This is a genomic window from Prosthecobacter sp. (assembly GCF_044236155.1).
Taxonomy (GTDB): Bacteria; Verrucomicrobiota; Verrucomicrobiia; order Verrucomicrobiales; family Verrucomicrobiaceae; genus Prosthecobacter.
The window spans coordinates 1-18,512 of sequence record NZ_JBIIHA010000038.1 but is presented as its reverse complement, the minus strand read 5'-3'; the positions used below and the strand labels follow the sequence as shown (position 1 = coordinate 18,512).

General features: G+C 60.9%; 20 protein-coding genes. 11 read left to right on the top strand and 9 right to left on the bottom strand.

Features of this window, described 5'->3' with window-relative positions; genetic code table 11:
• Nucleotides 1–4: 4 nt before the first annotated feature.
• Entirely contained in the window at nucleotides 5–2,758 is a 2,754-nt protein-coding gene (locus ACILSE_RS21455; protein ID WP_395719489.1) for a collagen binding domain-containing protein, read from the top strand.
• A gap of 116 nt (nucleotides 2,759–2,874) precedes the next feature.
• Here ACILSE_RS21455 and ACILSE_RS21450 read toward each other — a convergent pair whose 3' ends face one another.
• Nucleotides 2,875–3,552, bottom strand: a complete 678-nt coding sequence (locus ACILSE_RS21450; RefSeq protein ID WP_395719488.1) for a PEP-CTERM sorting domain-containing protein — start codon at nucleotides 3,550–3,552, stop codon at nucleotides 2,875–2,877.
• Between the two features lie 310 nt (nucleotides 3,553–3,862).
• The gene (locus tag ACILSE_RS21445; protein WP_395719511.1) at nucleotides 3,863–4,660 is read right to left on the bottom strand and encodes a thymidylate synthase; all 798 of its coding nucleotides are present in this window, start codon (nucleotides 4,658–4,660) and stop codon (nucleotides 3,863–3,865) included.
• 87 nt (nucleotides 4,661–4,747) lie between these two features.
• Here ACILSE_RS21445 and ACILSE_RS21440 point away from each other — a divergent pair, with 87 nt between their 5' ends.
• The 3 genes from ACILSE_RS21440 to lspA all read left to right on the top strand — a co-directional run bounded on the left by ACILSE_RS21440 (nucleotide 4,748) and on the right by lspA (nucleotide 6,992).
• Nucleotides 4,748–5,152: a peptide chain release factor-like protein gene (locus ACILSE_RS21440; protein WP_395719487.1), complete on the top strand. Its 405-nt coding sequence runs from the start codon at nucleotides 4,748–4,750 to the stop codon at nucleotides 5,150–5,152.
• A 51-nt stretch (nucleotides 5,153–5,203) separates the two neighbouring features.
• Nucleotides 5,204–6,322: a galactitol-1-phosphate 5-dehydrogenase gene (locus ACILSE_RS21435; protein WP_395719486.1), complete on the top strand. Its 1,119-nt coding sequence runs from the start codon at nucleotides 5,204–5,206 to the stop codon at nucleotides 6,320–6,322.
• 139 nt (nucleotides 6,323–6,461) lie between these two features.
• Nucleotides 6,462–6,992 carry a signal peptidase II gene (gene lspA, locus ACILSE_RS21430; RefSeq protein ID WP_395719485.1) on the top strand — a complete coding sequence of 177 codons (531 nt, stop codon included), beginning with the start codon at nucleotides 6,462–6,464 and terminating at the stop codon, nucleotides 6,990–6,992.
• Here the strand turns inward: lspA and ACILSE_RS21425 are convergent, their stop codons facing one another.
• Nucleotides 6,993–8,057, bottom strand: a complete 1,065-nt coding sequence (locus tag ACILSE_RS21425; protein ID WP_395719484.1) for a hypothetical protein — start codon at nucleotides 8,055–8,057, stop codon at nucleotides 6,993–6,995.
• 332 nt (nucleotides 8,058–8,389) lie between these two features.
• On the opposite strand from ACILSE_RS21425, the gene ACILSE_RS21420 reads away from it, so the two are divergent.
• The 3 genes from ACILSE_RS21420 (at nucleotide 8,390) to ACILSE_RS21410 (ending at nucleotide 10,380) form a co-directional block, all read left to right on the top strand.
• Nucleotides 8,390–9,085 carry a hypothetical protein gene (locus tag ACILSE_RS21420; RefSeq protein ID WP_395719483.1) on the top strand — a complete coding sequence of 232 codons (696 nt, stop codon included), beginning with the start codon at nucleotides 8,390–8,392 and terminating at the stop codon, nucleotides 9,083–9,085.
• A 104-nt stretch (nucleotides 9,086–9,189) separates the two neighbouring features.
• Nucleotides 9,190–9,381, top strand: coding sequence for a hypothetical protein (locus ACILSE_RS21415; protein WP_395719482.1), 192 nt, complete (start codon nucleotides 9,190–9,192; stop codon nucleotides 9,379–9,381).
• An 84-nt stretch (nucleotides 9,382–9,465) separates the two neighbouring features.
• Nucleotides 9,466–10,380 carry a bifunctional riboflavin kinase/FAD synthetase gene (locus tag ACILSE_RS21410; RefSeq protein ID WP_395719481.1) on the top strand — a complete coding sequence of 305 codons (915 nt, stop codon included), beginning with the start codon at nucleotides 9,466–9,468 and terminating at the stop codon, nucleotides 10,378–10,380.
• A gap of 76 nt (nucleotides 10,381–10,456) precedes the next feature.
• On the opposite strand, the gene ACILSE_RS21405 is transcribed toward ACILSE_RS21410, so the two are convergent.
• Complete coding sequence (locus ACILSE_RS21405) at nucleotides 10,457–11,368, bottom strand: ThuA domain-containing protein (RefSeq protein ID WP_395719480.1); 912 nt, start codon at nucleotides 11,366–11,368, stop codon at nucleotides 10,457–10,459.
• A gap of 122 nt (nucleotides 11,369–11,490) precedes the next feature.
• Here ACILSE_RS21405 and ACILSE_RS21400 point away from each other — a divergent pair, with 122 nt between their 5' ends.
• The 4 genes from ACILSE_RS21400 to ACILSE_RS21385 all read left to right on the top strand — a co-directional run bounded on the left by ACILSE_RS21400 (nucleotide 11,491) and on the right by ACILSE_RS21385 (nucleotide 15,361).
• Complete coding sequence (locus ACILSE_RS21400) at nucleotides 11,491–12,753, top strand: CNNM domain-containing protein (protein WP_395719479.1); 1,263 nt, start codon at nucleotides 11,491–11,493, stop codon at nucleotides 12,751–12,753.
• 70 nt (nucleotides 12,754–12,823) lie between these two features.
• Nucleotides 12,824–13,762, top strand: a complete 939-nt coding sequence (locus ACILSE_RS21395) for a CNNM domain-containing protein (protein WP_395719478.1) — start codon at nucleotides 12,824–12,826, stop codon at nucleotides 13,760–13,762.
• A gap of 161 nt (nucleotides 13,763–13,923) precedes the next feature.
• Nucleotides 13,924–14,517 carry a non-canonical purine NTP pyrophosphatase gene (locus tag ACILSE_RS21390; RefSeq protein WP_395719477.1) on the top strand — a complete coding sequence of 198 codons (594 nt, stop codon included), beginning with the start codon at nucleotides 13,924–13,926 and terminating at the stop codon, nucleotides 14,515–14,517.
• A gap of 4 nt (nucleotides 14,518–14,521) precedes the next feature.
• Nucleotides 14,522–15,361, top strand: coding sequence for a phosphodiester glycosidase family protein (locus tag ACILSE_RS21385; RefSeq protein WP_395719476.1), 840 nt, complete (start codon nucleotides 14,522–14,524; stop codon nucleotides 15,359–15,361).
• A gap of 73 nt (nucleotides 15,362–15,434) precedes the next feature.
• On the opposite strand, the gene ACILSE_RS21380 is transcribed toward ACILSE_RS21385, so the two are convergent.
• From ACILSE_RS21380 to ACILSE_RS21360, 5 genes are all read right to left on the bottom strand, one after another.
• Complete coding sequence (locus tag ACILSE_RS21380) at nucleotides 15,435–15,821, bottom strand: type II toxin-antitoxin system VapC family toxin (RefSeq protein ID WP_395719510.1); 387 nt, start codon at nucleotides 15,819–15,821, stop codon at nucleotides 15,435–15,437.
• A gap of 11 nt (nucleotides 15,822–15,832) precedes the next feature.
• Nucleotides 15,833–16,105 carry a hypothetical protein gene (locus tag ACILSE_RS21375; protein WP_395719475.1) on the bottom strand — a complete coding sequence of 91 codons (273 nt, stop codon included), beginning with the start codon at nucleotides 16,103–16,105 and terminating at the stop codon, nucleotides 15,833–15,835.
• A 472-nt stretch (nucleotides 16,106–16,577) separates the two neighbouring features.
• Complete coding sequence (locus tag ACILSE_RS21370) at nucleotides 16,578–17,033, bottom strand: hypothetical protein (protein WP_395719474.1); 456 nt, start codon at nucleotides 17,031–17,033, stop codon at nucleotides 16,578–16,580.
• Between the two features lie 463 nt (nucleotides 17,034–17,496).
• On the bottom strand, nucleotides 17,497–17,979 hold the full coding sequence (locus tag ACILSE_RS21365) for a hypothetical protein (protein WP_395719473.1): 483 nt from the start codon (nucleotides 17,977–17,979) through the stop codon (nucleotides 17,497–17,499).
• Nucleotides 17,966–18,343, bottom strand: a complete 378-nt coding sequence (locus tag ACILSE_RS21360; protein ID WP_395719472.1) for a hypothetical protein — start codon at nucleotides 18,341–18,343, stop codon at nucleotides 17,966–17,968. Before ACILSE_RS21360 ends, ACILSE_RS21365 begins: the two co-directional genes overlap by 14 nt.
• Nucleotides 18,344–18,512 lie beyond the last annotated feature (169 nt).

Below are 18,512 nucleotides of genomic sequence, written 5' to 3'. Positions count from 1 at the left end.
TGCCATGAAGACGCTGCTTCCATGTTTCATCCTCCTCTGCGCTTCCTTCGTCAATGCCGCCGACGGCGGTGTGCACGGTCGTGTTTACGGCCAGGACGAGAAAGGAGAGAACCTGGGGCCGGTGGCGAACGCGACGATCGAATTGAAAAGCGAGACGGGCGGCGCGGCGGCCACGGTGACGACGAACAGCTTCGGCTATTACCAAATCGCGACACTGACAGCCGGCGCGTACCGTTACAAGGTCACGGCCACCGGTTTTCGCGATGAGGACGAACTGCGCGGCTTCGCGATGCCGAAGGACACGCGTGAGTTTGTGCATGACTTTCTGCTTACCAAAGAAGCGAATCCCGGCAGCAACCCCGCGCAGTCAAACATCGTCCAACCCGCCGTGCATGGTCGCGTTTACGGGCAGGATGAAAAAGGTGAGAACCTCGGGCCGATCCCCGGCGCGAAGATTGAGCTGCTTTCCGGCCCCGGCGGCACCGTGGTGGCCACGGCGACGGCAAACTCGCCCGGCGGCTACTACGAGATCAAAAATCTGCCGCCTGCCGACTATGCCTATCGCGTGAGCGCCGCCGGATTTGCGACTGAAGACGCCGGTCGCGGCTTCACCGTGCCGAAGGCCACGCTGGAATATGTGCATGATTTCCTGCTGTCGAAGACACCGCCGAAGCGCGACCGCTGCGATCTCGCGATCCTGGTCGTGAAAGTGATCAGCAGCGGCAAAGACCGTGCGAATGACGCACGGCTTCCGGTCGCGAACGCAAAACTCATCCTTCAACCGCAGGGCGGTCTGCCGGTGCCCGTGAATCAACCCTTCGTGACCGACGCGAAGGGCGAATACTTGGCGAAAATGCTCGGCGAAGGCAGCTACACCGTCGCCATCGACGCGCCGGAGTGCGAGCCCTTCACCGGGCCGCTCACCGTGAAGTGTGACAAGGACGGCGAGGTCATCTTCGAGCTCCAGCCCTGCAACGAGCTGCAGCACGGTTATGTGCGCGCGATGTTAAATGAAGGCTGGGGACCATCCGCGCAGGCAAAGGCCGCTTGCGACCGCGCCTGGCAGCGGGCGTTGAAGGCCGGGCCGGTGGATTGCGGTCTGAACTACGCGCAAGGACTCGCCCGCCTCAGCGCCGGGGATTACAGCGGCGCGCAGCAGAGTTTCGCAGCCGCGATCGGCAAGAAAACCGAAGGCGCGGTCTGGGACCGTGCCTGCGAAGCGCGCCTGTGGATGAACCTTTGCCTGCACCAGCCCGCGCAAGCGGTGAGGGAGATTCGTTCGCTGGTTCAGAACCACTACTCCACACGCACCGTCACACCGGCCTCGCAGGACACCGCGCATGTGTGCGGCATCGCGCTAGGTTTGATCAAAGGACCGTGGAAGGACCAGGTCGGTGCGGGCGAGGCCGTTTTGCTCGAAAGCGAGCTGCTCTCCGCGCTCAAAGGCGGGCTGCAGACCGAGTGCGCGAAGGCGCGCGACCATGTGGCCGTGGAATACGGCAAACTCAAGGCCGCCGAGGACGCGGCGCGCAACAAGCTGATGGCCGAGGTCACTGAAAAACGCAACGCGGAGGTCGCACGCCTCGCGGAGCGCCAGACCGCGATCAGCAAGGACGTGGCCGCGCTCGACGCCGAGTTGCAGACCTTGCAGGCCACGGTGAACGCGGCCGACCAGAAGTATCGCGTGCAGATTCTCGGCTTCATGCAGCAGCGTCAGCAGATCGCCGCGCAGATCGCTCCCATGCAGGCACGCATGCAGCAGATTTCCGCCTGCATGGCGCAGGACCAGGTCGAGTTGCGTGGCGCCGCCGCCCAGCAGCCGGTGGTCACGCAGGTGCCGGGCATGCAGCCTGGAATGCAGCCTGGAATGCAACCGGGCATGGGCAACGCGCAGGCCGTCCTCGCGGAAATCCAGCAGCATCAGATCGAAATCCAACAACTCCAACAGCAGATGGTTGCCATCCAGACCCAGGACGCGCAGATGGCCGCGCAGATCGCGAACTTGCAAAACCAGTTCCAGCGGGAGGCGGGCACCGCGCAGGCCAGCCTGAACCTCAAACTCCAGCAGCGTGAGCGCATGGCCGCCGAGTTCGACACGCTCGACCGCCAGCGCGTCGCGCCGTTTGATCCCGCTGCCTTCACCACGCCGGAGATTGATGATCTCGACCGCCGCTGCAACGCGCTCAAGACCTACTGCGACCTGCCGCTGGAGCCGCGCCGTGAGGAATTGCTCGATCAATTTGACTGCGGGGCCGCCAAAGACACGAAACGCCCCGCAAACACGATCATGCCCGTTTCCATCGTCGAACCTGCCTTCGCCGCCAAGCGTCCGTCATCCACGCTGCCGGTTTCCTCATCCACTTCATCGCGATCATTGCCCAAAATCACCCCGGTCACGCCCGCCAGCACCATGCCGCAGACGACACCTGTGCCTGCTGCGCAAAATCCCGGCATGCCACCGCCCAAACCTCTGCCCGCCTCCGCCACGGCCGTCAAACCGCCGCCAAACACCGGTGATCCCGCCGAGGTCGTCGTGACCAACAACCACACCGGCGCGGTGCGCATCTTCGGCCTTTCACCCGGCGCGGAGAACGAGCAGTTCGTCCGCTCGCTGCAGTCTGGTGAAGAAGTGATGGTTCCCGCGAAAATCGGCCAGACCTTCATCATCAAGGCCGCCACCGGCGGTCGTGAGCTCGAGCGCCACACCATCGGCAAGAAGCTCCAGGTGCTGAAAGTCGGTGGCGTTAGGCAGGAATGACGGACGCGACCAGCTTCAGGACATTCGGGCAACAGAAATGAACAATCCGATTGGTTTGGTGCGCGGCGATCTCAGGAATTCATTTGGCCATTTTTTAACAACAGCGCCCCCCCTATTTACCTCGGAGTTCGGCGGCGCGAAAAAGCCAGCAGGGTGCAACCTGTTAACACAAGCAATGGGCCGGCGGGCTCGGGGACTGGCACCCCTTCGTAAAGTCTCACTCCAAGTTGAGCAGTGGATGTTCCTAGTCCGATGCGCGGATCATTAAATGTCCCGATCGGATTTGCCGCATTTTCCAGCGGTAGAGTCAGGCCATTTTGGGTGACTGATTGACCATCTCTTGGTGGTGGAAAGCTATCGTTGTAAAAGAAGAGGAAAGATTCCAGGCTGGTGTCCAAAACAAAGCCAATCCAGTACTTTTGACTTGCCTGAAGGGTAAATGAGAAATCCTGCCCATAATCAATCGAGTCGTACCATTGCCTGGCTCCAGCCGCCAGCGTGACCGCGTCCGTTCGAAAAATGGGCGCGGATTTATCGATGTCAGAATAGACGACCCAGGCAATCTTACTGGTGAGTAACGGCTGCCCCATGACGCCGATCCCACCGATGGTGACCGGGTTGGGACCGACGCGTACCTCAGCCATGTGTCCAATCGCATTGTAAGGGACGGAAATGGGGCGGAGTCCTGACGATGCCAAAGCCCCAGGCGTTTCAATAAGAACGCTGGCGGCCCAAATGCTTTGGGCATTTATAAAGAGCGATAAAACAACCGCAAAGAGGCATTGGAATCTCATAAAGACGAATTTTCATGACCCTGACATCCTGATGCTTCGAGTGACAATTTTTATGATGTAAGAAGGGTGTATTTGCCTCTTGAACCGTCTGTCCGACCACACAAATGCCAAAGCACGCTCAGTCCACCTCACAGGTTGGGACCGGGGACAAAAAGGGGGATGGTGTAAGCCAGAAGAGAATGACCGAATGAGTTGCGGGAAATCATTCAGCGCCCAGCCGACCGGGTATTCGAATACGGCTTGGCTGGAAGTACTTAAATTTCCGAAAAAACACGAAGGGCGTCCTCATTGCAGGACAAAAAGCCACGTATCACACCGCGATCTCGGCCTTGATGGCGGGGTGCGGGTCGTAGCCTTCGAGGGTGAAGTCCTCGTAGCGGAAGGCGTCGATGTCCTTGATGGCAGGATTGACCTTCATCACAGGCCACGGACGTGGCTCGCGGGTGAGTTGGAGTCTGGCCTGCTCAAGATGATTCGCGTAGAGATGCAGATCGCCGAAGGTGTGGACGAACTCGCCGGGCTGGAGGTCGCAGACCTGCGCGACCATCATCGTGAGCAGCGCGTAGCTGGCGATGTTGAAGGGCACGCCGAGGAAGAGATCGGCGCTGCGCTGGTAGAGCTGGCAGCTCAGCTTGCCGCGATCGACGAAGAATTGGAACAGGCAGTGGCAGGGCGGCAGGGCCATCTTTTCGATGTGCGGCACGTTCCAGGCGCTGACGATGTGACGGCGTGAATACGGGTTCGTTTTGAGGCCGTGGATGAGGCGAGCGATCTGATCGTGTGTCTCCGCATCCGGCGCGCCCTGCCAGCGACGCCATTGCGCCCCGTAAACCGGTCCGAGGTCGCCGTTTTCATCGGCCCATTCGTCCCAGATGGTGACTTTGTTATCCTGGAGATACTTCACGTTCGTGTCTCCCTTCAGAAACCAGAGCAGCTCATGAATGATCGAGCGCAGGTGAAGCTTCTTCGTGGTGACGAGGGGGAAATGCGTGCTGATGTCGTAACGGCTCTGCTCGCCGAAAACCGAGTACGCGCCGGTGCCGGTGCGGTCCTCACGGTAGCTTCCGTGTTCGAGCACTTTGCGCAGCAGGCGGTGGTATTCTTCCATCCGCGAGACATAGCGGGCCATGCGCGGGATGCAAACACGGTGAAGGTGGCAGTTGCGGCACGACTCCCCTGCCCTGAAACTGCCGCCATGGCCGATCTCCCCGACGACAGCACGCTGCTGACACGCATGAAGAAGCTCCGCATCCGCGAGGAGGACTTGGAAGAGTCGTTCATCCGCGGTTCGGGCGCGGGCGGCCAGAAGATCAACAAAACAAGCTCCACCGTGGTGCTGCGGCACATTCCGAGCGGGATCGAGGTGCGCTGCCAGCGCGAACGCTCGCAGTCGCAAAACCGTCTGGTGGCCCGACACGAGCTGTGCGACCGACTGGAGGCGATTTTTCAAAAGGTGCGGCTCGACGCGCAGAATGAGCGCGAAAAGAAGCGCCGCCAGACGCGGGACCGTCCGCGCGGCCTGAAACGCCGCTATGTGGCGGGCAAACGCCACCGGGCGGAAATCAAGGAAGGGCGCGGCAAGGTCGGTGGCGAGGAGTGAGCGGCGAACTTCCTTGCCAGCGGGCGCACTCGCGGCATGATCGCCGCTCCCATGAAAGCGCTCGTCCTCACCGCCCCTTCCGAGTTCAATTACGACCTGAACTTCCCCGACCCGACGCCGGGCAAAGGCGAGGTTTTGGTGAAAGTGCAGGCCTGTGGCATCTGCGGCAGCGACATTCACGGCATGGACGGCCGCAGCGGACGGCGCCAGATGCCGATCGTGATGGGCCACGAGGCCGCGGGTGAAATCATCGGCCTGGGCGAAGGCGTGAACGGCTGGAATCTCGGTGATCGCGTCACTTTCGACTCCACCGAATACTGCGGCGAGTGCGACGAGTGCAAAGCCGGCTTTGTGAATCTTTGCCCGAACCGCCGTGTGCTGGGTGTCTCGCCGGGCGAATATCGCCGCCACGGCTGCTTTGCGGAGAAGATCGCGCTGCCGACACGCATCCTGTATCGCATCCCCGACGCGCTCTCTTATGAGAAGGCGGCGTTTGCGGAGCCGGTGTCCATCGCGCTGCATGCGGTGAATCTGGCCGATGGCGTGGAGGTGGGCGAGGCTTTCACCACCGTGGAAAAGACCTGCGGTGACGAGAGCTGCGAGGGGTGTGATTGCGAAGGCGAATCAAACGGCGGCACCGCCGTGGTGGTGGGAGCCGGTTTGATCGGCCTGCTTGTCATCCAGGCGCTCAAGGCACGCGGCTGGGAAAAGGTGATCGCCGTCGATCTCGATGACAAGCGTCTCGAACTCGCCCGCAAGCTGGGCGCTGAGGAAGTCTTCAACGCGAAGCAGGAAGGCCTGGCGATGCACCTCCGCAAAATCTGCGGCGGTGACGGCGCGGATGCGAGCTTTGAAGTCGTCGGCGCCGCGGCACCGCTCGATCTGGCGATCCGCAGCGTGCGCAAAGGCGGGCAGGTCGTCCTCATCGGCAATCTACAGCCAAACACCCCCTTCCCTCTTCAGGAGGTCGTCACTCGCCAGATCACGATCAAAGGCTCGTGCTCCTGCGCCGGAGAATATCCCGAGGCGATCCGCCGCATTCAAGATGGCAGCATTCAGGTCGAGCCGCTGCTCAGCGCCGTGGCCCCGCTCGAAGAAGGCGCGGGCTGGTTCAAGCGTCTTTACGACAACAAGGAAGGACTGCTCAAAGTGGTGCTGCAGCCGGCGTGAAAACCTCCTCTTCGGAATGACGAAACCAGAATGAGGAATGAAGCCCGAAATGCACCCTGCGGCGCAACTTTCCGTCATTGATTCTTCGTTGCTTCGTCATTGATTCTTCATTCGCCATTCTGGTTTCGTCATTCTTTTCATGATCCGCCTCTTCCTGCTGCTCTCCCTGCCGCTCTACATCCTCGACCAGGTCACGAAGAGCTGGATCGTGGCAAACTTTCGTCTCTATGAGAACGAGCAGGAGGTGATCCCCGGCATTTTCTGGCTGCATCACGCCGCGAACACGGGCGTGGCCTTCGGCATGTTCAACGGCACGGCGTATGCGAACTACGCGTTCACGTTTGTCTCGCTCGCCGCGCTCACGTTTATCTATGTGATGCATGGCAAAGGGCTCTTCCCCGGCAAGCTGAGCCGTCTGGCCGTGGCGCTGCTGGTGTCCGGCATCTTCGGCAATCTCACCGACCGCCTGTTCCGCACGCATGACGGCGGCCATTTGTTCGCCGGCACCTTCCTCGACGGCTATGTGGTCGATTTCCTGAAGTTCGACTTCGGCTTCCCGCCGTTCCATCCGTGGCCTTCGTTCAATGTGGCCGACTCCTGCGTCGTTTGCGCGGCGATCCTGCTTGCGCTGGCCTCGTTCTTTGAAGCGCCGCCCGAGAAGAAGGCCTGATCACTCCACCGGTGCGGGCATCCAGCGGTAGATGCCGTCAAACCAGGCGAAACTCCCTGGCGGGGATGCTTTGCGGCTCGTTTGCACCCATAGAAAGCCGCCTTTGCGCCGGAGGGTGACACGCACCTCCTTGGCATCCGCCGGCACCTCGGGCTCCATGAACACCGCCTCCGCCGAATGCTCGCCACTTTTTGATTTCACGGCTTGAGGCGGCACTTCGCCGGACAAATCCGCCGCCTGCATGTCCCCGACCCGCGTGCAGGAGAGATTCACGCGAAGTTTACCATCCTTCGACTGACGGATGCTCACGCGACCGCCCAAGCCGTCATCGTAGTCGCCATCCCAAGCGCCTGTGTTCGCGCCGTCAGGCGGTGTCTGCATGAAGAAATAGCCGAGCGCGGTGGCTTGGGCGAGTTTCAGCCAGTAATCCGGGTCCTTGTCAGACAGCGCGCCCTTGGCAGGAGCAGGCATCAGCACTCCAGGCTTCGGCTTCGCAGGTTCAGGCGGCTGGTAGGCGATCTTCATCCAGCGCTCACGCAGCGCGGGCCAGTTCGACTTCCAGTCAGCCGCGACCGGCTTGTCTGCCGCAGGCCAGGTGCGGCTGGCATTCTTCGACGCGGCCGCGAGGCGGTCATCCGCTGCCTGCGCCTCCTTGCGCAGCAGTTGCAGGCGTTTCTCGTCACTCGCCCGGCGATACACCCCCAGAATGCCTGGGTCCTGGGGCATTTTTTGCCCTGGGCGAAAACTGACCTCCAGTTTCGACTCGCCTCCTTTGGTCACAAAGAAGGCTCCACGATCCTGCCCCTCATCCACAGTCGCCGCAAAGAGGATCTGGTTGTCGCGACGCTCCCCATTGCCCGCCCAAGTGCCCGCGGAGCCAGGATCCATCGCCCAGCGCAGGCTGACGCTAACCCGCGTTCCGCCGAGGCTTTGAATCGCCAGATGACGCTGGCCGACCTCATCATAATAGTGCGCGACGGCTGGTGCCTCCTCAGCACCCCAACAAGGGACCGCACAAGGCAGGAGCAGGAAGAGAAGGGAGGCGGAGAGAAATCTGGAATTCATTTCAGCGATTCTCACAGACGCTCTCAAGAGCGCAAGAATTAGAATTGAGGAGAGGGCATGCGGCATTTGGGCTCGAATTTTCGAGAAAATGCAGCCGAGAAGCACCCGATTTAGCCTGTTTTTCGCTGTTTTTTCGTTTTTTCCATAACAAGCCGACACACAGGCTCATTTTTGCGGATCCCTTAATTCATTGATAAACAATTAATTGGGTAAAAGTCGAGCGCCTCGTTTTATCAAATTTACAAATTTATGAGTTATTTCTGAAATGGTTGTTGCAGTGATTCTAATTTCTGTTATAAATACTAGCAGAATCAAGAACCACTCACGCAGCCATGAAAACGATCATCCGCCTCGCTCTCGCCGCCAGCCTCCTCGCCGCCACCGCCGCGAACGCTCAGAATGGCTACTACGCCGCCGGATATTATGCCGCCCCCCAGGCCCAGGCCGCTTACGCTCAGCAGCAGGCCAACGCCCAAGCATGGGCCAACTACCACGCTCAACAGGCCAACGCTCAGGCCTGGGCCAACTACTACGCCCAGCAGCAGGCTGCCCAACAGGCTGCCGCCCAGCGCGCCGCAGCTCAACGCGCCGCCGCTGCCGCTCCTGCGGTCGGCAACGCCCAGATCCGCTTCGACGGCCGCTTCGCCAGCGTCGGAGCGACTGCCCCGAAGGCTCTCCAATTCGCCGTTTACGCCGCCAACACCCTCCAGAACAAGCCCTACGTTCTGGGCGGCGGCCATCGCAACATCGAAGACAGCGCTTATGACTGCTCCAGCAGCACTTCTTATGTGCTCATCAAGGCAGGATTGCTGAACCGCTGCCTGTCCAGCAAGGAGTTCGCCAGCTATGGCCAGCCTGGCGTCGGCCGCTTCATCACCATCTGGGTGAAGCCTGGCGAACATGTTTTCATGACCATCTGCGGTCTTCGCATGGACACGAGCGGCCAATGCACTGGCGAAGGACCCCGCTGGCGCACCAAGAGCCGCAGCTATGCTGGCTTCACCCCCCGCCATCCCTTTGGCATGTAATTCTCATTTTTGTGACTCGATTCTCACTCACGAACACGCAAATCCCCTTCAAATCCGCGAATCAACTCCCCTAAAGCCTCAAAACTCTCAAATCTACGAATCATATGAAAACGAACACCACCCTCACCGCCTCCCAAAACGAAGAAATCACCCTTGGCTGGACCTTGATGCCTGCTTACGGCGAAGTGATGAACAAGATGGCCGGTGCCTCCCACACAAGCGTCACCAGCACCCTGAAACTGGCCCACAAAAGCACCCTCACCTCCTTCTGGAGCACCCTGAGCAACCTGAAGTAAGACGGCCGCCTCTGCCCGCTGGCAGGACCGGCCCCAGCCTTGCGGTTTGCGTGAGCCGCAGGTAAGAAGGCAGGCTTTCCCCGCATGCAGGTTCTCCGCTCCATTGACGCGCTCTCCGCCATCCAAGGACCGCTGGCGCTCGCCGTCGGAGTTTTTGACGGCGTCCACCTCGGACATCAGGAAGTCATCAAAGCCGCCCAAGAGCACGCCACCCAGCATCATGGCACCGCTCTCGTGGTCACGTTTGATCCGCACCCCGCACATGTTCTGCGCCCTGGTTCTGCGCCGAAACTGCTCTGCGGCCCGCGTCATCAGCAGTTTGTGCTCTCCCAGATCGGCATCCCCTTCCTGCTGACGTGTCCGTTCACCACGGAGACGGCCAAAACGCCTGCCCGTGAGTTCATCCAGCAACTCGTCCAAGCCGCCCGGCCGCTGGGCTGCATTTCCGTGGGCTATACCTGGAATTTCGGTCACCGACGCGAAGGCGACATTCATCTGCTCATGGAACTGGGCCAGCGGCACGATTTCGCCGTGTATGGCGTGCCTCCTTTGAAAATCGACAGCTCAGTCGTCAGCAGCACGCTCATCCGGGAGGCCGTGTCCTCGGGGGACCTTGCCAGAGCCGCGCTTTTTCTCGGACGCCGGTATTCTGTCTTCGGCACCGTCGTCGAAGGGCGCAAACTTGGACGCCAGCTCGGCTTCCCCACGGCCAATGTCGAGATCGAAAACGAGCAACTGCCGCCGCTCGGCGTTTACGCCGTGGAAGCGCGCCTCGGCGGTGAATGGCTGCCAGCCGTCGCCAATCTCGGGCGCAAACCCACGATCGCCGACAACGCCGATCCCTCGCTCGAAGTCCATCTCCTCGACTGGAGCGGCGATCTCTACGGCCAAGACCTCGAAGTTCGCTTCACGCGATTCCTGCGCCCTGAGATGAAATTCAACGGCCTCGACGAACTCAAGGCGCAGATCGCCCGCGATATCGGAGCCGCGCGAGCTTGAAAGTACGACGACACTCTTGTTCGTCGGTTCCACGCATTCGCTTCTCACACGACACACAAGTGTGTCTGTTGTGCTCTTATTTCTTCTTCGGCTTCGGCGCTTCCTGCTTCGGATAGCCTTCCAGCTTCACCACGCTCACGGTCGTTTCCGTCGGAAAATCCGCGGGCACCGCTGCCGTGCGCTCCACGTTGCCGGTCGCCACCCACTCGGTGCCGCGTTGCAGCAGCGTGTAGAAGCCGCGGTCCAGCATCGAGTAGTCCGCATGACCGAGCGTCGTGTGAAACACACGGCCCTTGTGGTAGGCGAGCACCATGTTGTTCGGTTCGTTCACCGCCGTGAGGTCGGAAACCGCCGTGCTCAGCACCTCAACGTTTTCCGCAGGTCCGCGCAGCTTGCTGTAAAGCTCGTCCTTCGCATGCAGCCAGCGTTTCGGCAGGCCGCGCGTGATCGGATGATCGGGACTCTGGATTTCGACGATAAACTCATGCTGCGGGCCGTGTGCGCCGCCGTTGCCCGCGCTCGTGTCGCGGAACAGCTTCCCGTCCTTCACATAGAGCCACGGACCGGACTTCTCGTTGCGCCCGCCCCAGCCGCCCACGCCGATCATGTCGTTGTACTCCTTCCAGTCCGGGAAGGAATTGTTCGCCGCATGCACGGAGACGAAGCCGCCGCCATCCGCGACATACTTCGTGAACGCGTCACGCACAGCCTGCGGCCACGGCTCGCCGTTGTAGTTGCTCACCACGGCCGCGTACTCGCTGAACACCGGCTTCCACGCCTGCCATGCCTCCTTCGGCGCTCCTTTCGGCGGCGTCGTGCTCACCTCGACCGTGAAGGCATCGCTGCTCTCCAGCGCATGCTTCAAAACCGGCGTGGTGATGTCCCACTTGTGGTTGTTCTGGCCGTCCACGATGAGGACTTTGAGCTTGTCCGCGGCCTGCAGGCCGGCGGCGGTGAAAACGAGCAGTGAAAAAAGGATGGAGCGCATGGTGGTACGCAGTTGCTATCAATTAGCCGCAACATTGGCAAGCACGAAGACACAGAACCCGGTCCCGTAATTCACCTTGACCCTCCGGGCCGCCTCCGCTGACTCTGAGACGTCTCCCCTCGATGTCCCTGTTCGTCGCCCTCCTGATTTATTTGAATCTGCTGCTGATCCTCGCGGTCGTCTCCGCCTCGGAAACGGCGATTCACAGCGCGCGCGATGTCGAGGCCCAGCTCCTCGCGGCGGGCGAGGGCTCCGTGGCGAAAAAACTCCGCGCCGTCACCGCGAATCCCTTCGCCCATCTCCACCGCGCGCTGCTGCTCTCCGCCGCGCTGAATCTCGCCCTCGCCGCGCTCGGCCTGTGGATCGTCACCGGTCCGCTGCGTACGCTGGGCTGGAATCCGTGGCTGACGTCATCCGTGCTGTTTTTGGCAACGGTCCTGCTAGGAGACATGGCCCCGAAATTTTTCGCCGCGCGCAATCCCTCCGTGGTCCTGCTCGGCAGCCTGCGTTTGCTGAACCCGCTGCGCGTCGTCCTCGATCCCTTCACCGCCTTTGCGGACCGCGCCACGGACCTGCTGCTGCAAAAATTCGTCACCCGTCATGTGAAGACGCGCCTGCCCGTCACGCGGGACGAGTTTGAGACCCTCGTCGAAATGCGCCAGGAGCAGGGACTTCTCGATGGCGATGAGAGCGCCATGATCCACGAGGCGCTCGACATCGAGGCGCTCACCGTGCGCGACTGCATGATCCCCCGTGTCGATCTCGTCCTTATCAGCAGCGAGGACGCGGACAGCAAGGTCACCGGCGCGCTGGAGAAGGCCGCCGGGCGGTTTGTCATCGTTTATGGCGAGACGCCTGACTCCGTCGAAGGCGTCATCGACACCACCGCATGGAAGCTCGCCAACCGGCCCGACTGGCGCTCGCTCACGCGCGCTCCATCCTTCGTCCCCGAGACCATGCCGGTGCTGGAGGCGCTGGAGCACCACCTGCAAAGCGACGACCAGCCCGTGCTCATCGCCGACGAATACGGCGGCCTCGAAGGCATGATCACCCGCCGCGAGATCGCCGACTGGCTGCTCTACGAGGCCGCGCCCTGGCACGGGGAGGCCGCGGAGATCCGCGAGCTCGGCAGCGGTCGTTACCTGCTGGACGGCGGCACGCGTCTCGATCACCTCAAGGAAGAGCTTGAGCTCGATTTCGACTCCGGCGGCATCGACACCATCGGTGGATTTGTCTTCAACCAGCTCGGCCACGTCCCGAAACCCGGCGAGCGCATCACCGTCGCCGAGGCCGACATCAAAGTCCGCCGCGTTGTCCGCGCACGCATCCAGGAGCTCGAGCTCCGCCTCAAAGCACGCCCCGCCGACGAGTCCGGCGAGATATGATGCCCCTTCCCCCATTCTGAACTTCGTCATTCCTCATTCTGGTTTCGTCATTCCTCATTCTGATTTCATCATGATCTGGATTCTCCTCATCGGCTGCCTCGCCCTCTCCTTCATGCTCTCGGGGCTGGAGAGCGCGGTGCTGGCCGTCAGCCGCGTGCGCGTACGCCACGCTGCCAGCGAAGGAGACCGCCGCGCGCGCCGTCTGCTGCCCCTGCTGGAGGACCGCGACGCGCTCATCGGCTGCATCACCGTCGCCAACCACATGACGAACCTCGCCGCGTTCGCGATCCTGGCGCTCTCCCTGCTGCGAAACGCGAGCGTGTGGCATTACGCCATCGCCTTCGTGCTCGCGCTCCCGGTGCTCCTCATCGGACTGGAGGTCATGCCGAAAAAACTCTTCCGCCGCTACCCGTTCCGTTCGCTGCGCAGCGTCTCGCCTTTGGTGCACCTCGTTGGGCTTGCGCGGCCTTTGTTCCGCGCTTTTGCAACGGGAAAGAGCGCCGCCGAGACCGCGGAAGCGCCCAGCGAGGCCCGCCAGTCACGCGGACGCGATGACTTGAAGGCGCTGGCGAACGAGCTCGCCTCCCAGCAGCAGCTCTCCCCCATCGCGACCCATTTGATCGAGCGTGTGCTCGACTACAAAAAACTGCGTGCTGCCGATGTGATGCAGCCCCTCACACGCAGCATCGCCCTCTCCGCCGAGATGCCCGTGCGCACCGCGCTCATCATCGCGCGCGAGCAGAATAGCAGCCTGCTCCCCGTGCTCGGGGAAAACGGCGCCTTCATCGGCGTGCTCGACACCACCGCGCTGCCCGCCGAAATCCCTGCGGACCGCCTCGTGCGCCAGCACATGCGGACGCTCGACACTTTCCCCGCCGCGCTCCCCGCCCTCCACGCCCTGCAGCGCATGCGCAAGCAGGGCCGCCGCCTCGCCATCGTCGTCGATGCACGGCACTCCCCGCTCGGCCTCGTCACCGAGGAGCGCCTGCTGGAGCCGCTCATGCGTTGAGCAGCAGGGCCATGAACGCGCCCGGCATGTGGAAGAATGACAGACTCATGGTCACGATCCAATGACGAAAAGGGTCGGAGACGGGTGGACGAGCCCGGACTTTTGGCATTTGTCATTCGGGTTTCTTCCGTCATTCTGGTTTCGTCATTCGTCATTTCCGCATGCGCCTCGTCTTCGCCACCTCCAACTCGCACAAGACCGAAGAAGTCGCCGCCATCCTCGGCGGCGCATGGCAGGTCGAGGATCTCCGCGCCCATCCCGGCATCGTGCTCGACGAGGAAACAGGCGACACCTTTGAGGAAAACGCCATCATCAAGGCCGTCAGCGGCAGCCGGCAGCTTCCCGGCCTCCTCGTCCTCGCCGACGATTCCGGCCTTGAGGTCGATGCCCTTCGCGGCGCTCCCGGTGTCCGCAGCGCCCGCTACGCCGGCGAAAACGCCACCGCCGCCGACAACCGCGCCAAGCTCAAGGCAGAGCTCGCCCGCAGAGCCATGTACTCACGCTTCGCAGGCCGCTTCCGCTGCTGCATGGTGCTCGCCCGCGATGGCGAAGTCCTGCACGTCACCCACGGCGCAGTCGAAGGCTCCCTCATCACCCGCGAGGAAGGCGAAGGCGGCTTCGGTTACGACTCCCTCTTCATCCCCAACGGTTTCACGGAGACCTTCGGCACCCTTCCGGCGGAGACGAAAAACCAGCTCAGCCACCGCGCACGCGCCCTCGCCGCGATGAAAAAGAAGCTCGCCTCTTTGCGCTGATCCCATGCGCCGCCTCCTTGTCATCACGGTCACGCTCACGCTCGCCAGTTGCGCCCACCTTCCGCGTGCCACTCCCGTCGCGGATGCATCGCTGCCGCAGCCCGCTGCGGATCACCTTCCCGTCCCCGCCCCCTCCGACTGGCATCTTGACGCCCCCGCCGAAGGCCAGCCGCTCAGCGGAAATGCCACGGCCATGACGCTCGGCGTCAGCCGCGGCGGCCACTCTGTCGATTTGCAGCTCATCCTCTTCGACGACCGCGACTGCGACCTCCGTGTCATCGACCAGCCCGAGGACTGGTCCGGCGGCGGCAAGATCACCGAATGCATGCGCAAAGCAGGAGCCGTCGCCGGTGTGAACGGCGGCTTCTTCACTCCCGAATTCAAGCCCATGGGCCTCATGATCGCCGACGGGGAAAAGATCGGCGCCTGGCAGACCGGCCCGCTGCTCACCGGCGCCGTCGTCGTCGATGCCCGTCCGCAACTGCTGTGGAATGCCGAGATGCGCACCCGGGAGGCCCGCCATCTGCTCCAGGCCGGCCCCCGCCTCGTCGATGCCGCGCGTCCGGTCACCGGCCTCGAACGCGTCAAGCACACCACCCGCACCTTCATCGCCACCGACGGCGCCCATCGCTGGCTCCTCGGCCTCGCGCACGGCGTCAGTCTTGGCGAACTCGGCGAAATCCTCGCCACCCCCGGACTGGTGCCCGGCTTCCAGGTGCATCGGGCTCTCAACCTCGACGGCGGCCGCTCCTCCGCCCTCTACTACCGCACCGCCGACGGACAAGAACACGCCGACCCCGGCTGGAGCACCGTCCGCAACTACCTTGGCATCGTCCCCCGCTGACCCTCAGGTTTTCCACGGCCAGCGCTCCCGCGAGAAAGGCACTTGAAGATGGGGCACAAAGTGAGCGAGGGAGTTATCGAGAGGACAGACTGCGGACGTGCGGGTAATCGAGAATTTTATGATCCGATGTGATGACCGTGAACTGATGGAACCGCGCTGTGGCAACGATGAGGCGATCGGCCGGGTCTTTGTGAAATGGAGCAGGAAGCCGGGAGCATTCGATGGCGATCCCGGGGGTGATAGGGAGGACAAGACTCCGCCGTGCAGGCAGTGCGATCTCGAACCACCGCTCCAAGGAAACGCCCAGGATCAGATCGCCAACCTCGGCTTTGCGGACCACTTCCAGCAGGGTGATGTCAGCGATGCTGAAAACAGGCTGCTGGTTGATAAGCGAGCGGACTTCGGGCCTCAATTTTTGAGGCGCGATGAAGGCATCCAGCCAGGCGCAGGTGTCGAGCAGTTACGGGCCGGTCATTTTTTCGCCTCCTGGAAGGCCTCCCATTCTTCGGGAGCGAAGGCTGGCTCGTCTGGATCATAGTCAGGGCCGTAGGACATGGTGCCAACACCACTCCCGATCCAATCTGCCAAAGTGCCCGCCGGCTCCTCCTCAAGCGGCGGGCTGAGCACGGCCACCACTTTGCCGCTGTTGAGAATCTCAATGATGGTGTCGCCATGCTCCACGGCTTTGATCTCGTCGATGCAATGCGCCGCAAAGCTGCCAAGGCTGAGTTGTTTCGTGCTCATGCGCATGATGGTAATGGTTCGTCGTAAAAGCGTCAATGCCCTCAAACGACTCGCAGAGAATGATCGAAGGAGCCAGCGCCACGGTGGAGAGGCCGCCACGGGCGTCCTCGACCTGCTCGTCCCCATTGTCCTGTAGCGGGTCAAGGGATCGCCGCCGGGCATTTGGCAAAAACATGTTCACATCCCATCCCAACCTTCCCGTCTCCCCGTCTCCCCGTCTCCCCAGTCTCCCGTTGACTCCCTCGCGCCTCACGCTCGTGTCGCCCTTTGGGCTTCGCTTCGCTCAGTCTGTCTCGGCTCCCGCCAGTCGCCTCGGCTCTCCACGTCTCCCGTTGACTCCCTCGCGCTCACGCTCGTGTCGCCCTTTGGGCTTCGCTTTGCTCAGTCTGTCTCGGCTCCCGCCAGTCGCCTCGGCTCTCCACGTCTCCTCTTCTCAAAGCCTCCTCGTCTCGCGCCAAAGCCGCCTCTCCCCTCAATCCTCCAGATACTTCAGCAGCTTGTTCAGTTCCTGCTGAGTGGCGGTGAGGGTGGTCATCACTTCGGTGCGCCGGGGTTCGGCGAGATCGAGGGCCATGTCGATGAGGCGGTTGAGCTTGGGTGCCATGGCCTTCACTTCAGCCTCTTCCTCATCACTGAGGCTGGTCTGAGCGATGAGTTCCAAAAACCGGTCCACGAGAGGATTGTAGTGCAATGGAATCATCTCATCGGCGATTTCACCCCACATTTGTCGGCTGAGCGCTTGCAGTTCGGCCCATTGCTCATCGGACATGTCTTCGCCCCGCTCCTGCATCTTCTCGCGCGTCACCTCGATGAAAGCCTCCGCATGGGCCAGATCTTGGGTCAGCCACTCATGGCAGGCCTGCGGGGATGAAAACCTCTGGAGATCCTTCTCGAACTCCGGGTCCTGCTCTTCTGAAGGCTGCTTCATGTGGGGAAAGCTAGCCGTGAGACGCGGCGAGTCAAAAAAACGCCACCACCAAGCGGCAAGCCTGACACTTCCCTCCGTCTCCCCGTCCCCAAGTCCCCAAGTCTCCTCTTCTCCCAGTCCCCAAGTCTCCCCCTCTTCGCCAAGTCCCGCCTCCCCCGCCGTTCCTCGCGTCGCCCGTCACGCGCACGCCGCCGGACCTGAACAGTCCGAAGCAATCTTTCTCGCCCCCGATTCTGGAACTGAGGAACATCAGGCCGTCCGGAATTCAATGTTCATTATTCAGCGTTCAGTGTTCCCCGTCTCCTCTTCTTCAGGCTTCCTCACCGTCCCACCGGTCAATGCTTTGCCCACCGTTTCCACTCTGGAATGCTGACTTTCTTGCCGGATAGATTGGGAGCAGCCATGGTTATTTGAATCGGAACCGAAATAACGGATTTCAAGTTATTAGGTAATATGCACGAATCTAGCCTTTGTTTGCTTCGAAAGTTCTCACCGCTTTTGCCAATACAATATCTGCTTTATAAAAAGTGAGGGCATCAACCGACAATCCTATTACCGCTGATAGAAAAGCGATGACTGCTAGCGACGAAGGCGGATTCCAGGACGGCAACATCACGGCAACAACAGCCACAAGACAAAAAATTACAGCGTGGATCACGCCACAAATTAGAACAATCTCCAACCGCCAAAAATCCGGCCACTTTTGAAGCAAAAACTGTTTGTCGGCATCCTGAAACAAGGTCGTTTTCCACGCGCTAATAATCCAGACCGTTATCGCAATGGGAATCGACGCTGACCACATTACCTTGTCCTCAGAAGGCTCCCAAACTGCAAGTAAATCGTCTATTCTATTCTCAAAGAATACGAACACACATAGAGCAACAGCCCACACAAGCGCTTCGCTGCTCACAAAAAACGCCCGCACATACTCTTTAATGACCTTCATTGTGCTTCATGTTTCGCTCAGAGCTTATCGATGCAAATGCTCGTGTGGCACGCTCGGCCAATTCCTGCGGGTCGGGATCTTTAAAGAATTTGAAGTGCTTCTGGGTATCTAAAGTTCGGATGATAATTTCATCCCCATCTTTTTCGCCCACAACCTTTCCTTTGCCATAGCCATCAGCAGCCATCAATATCGCAGCGTCACCAATAGCTGGCACTGTTTCTGGTTCATAATTTGGGTTGGCGAGTATTCCCTGTATGAGTTGGACGATTTGAGTGCTGATTCCGCCACCTTTCTCGTTTACTTCTGTGACTGTAACACTTTCGGCATTGCGCTCCTCGACATACTCATTGAGCGATTTCCACAATCGCCCAAAGAGAGGGTTTGGAGGATGAACGGTTGCTGAGATTTCTAGGGCGTGTTTTAAAATTGTACAGATAGAGCAACTGGTGTAGCGAGAAGAATGGAATTACATCCAAGCTATCAGTTGGCGGTGCCCAAGCTGGCCCGTGTTATAAGAGCCATAGATTCCTAAA